Genomic DNA, 482 nt, shown 5'->3' on the forward strand with positions numbered 1-482 from the left:
CAGCCATGCCGAGTAGAAATTGCATTCAGTGAAACCCAGTGGTGCTGGCGACAAATTGAAGCCTTTGGCGGCATGAGCGAAAACGATCCGCGCTTAAACTATGGCCCAAGAGTTCAGCCGGGCACCAATGATGATGCAGCCAGCGAGCGCCGTAGCCAACGTATGCAAGTGCTTGATAAATTGGGTAACTATGCACAAGGCTACAGCAATGATGAGGCGCCACAGCACATCCCGCTACCGCGTATGCCAAAAAATGGCCTGCACCGTCCGGTATTAAAAGACCCAATAGGCGTGGCCCGTTACCTTGCCGCTGAAATCGTCTCAGAGCGTAAAAACATCCAGCAATTATCGATGGAGTCTATCAAAGGCGCGCCCCTCACCCCAGATGATTTTGAAGACTTTGCACCAGAGCAAAAAAACATTTCTAAACATGTGCTGGCGACCACCATTCAGTCGCAGTTTTTTGCGTTTCCCAATACCAC

1 pseudogene is annotated in these 482 nt (G+C 50.6%); it reads left to right on the forward strand.

Features of this window, described 5'->3' with window-relative positions:
- A pseudogene (locus L1077_RS27220) lies at positions 1-482 on the forward strand (hypothetical protein); the annotation flags it as partial.

This window comes from Pseudoalteromonas luteoviolacea (assembly GCF_021654285.1).
GTDB lineage: Bacteria > Pseudomonadota > Gammaproteobacteria > Enterobacterales > Alteromonadaceae > Pseudoalteromonas > Pseudoalteromonas luteoviolacea_J.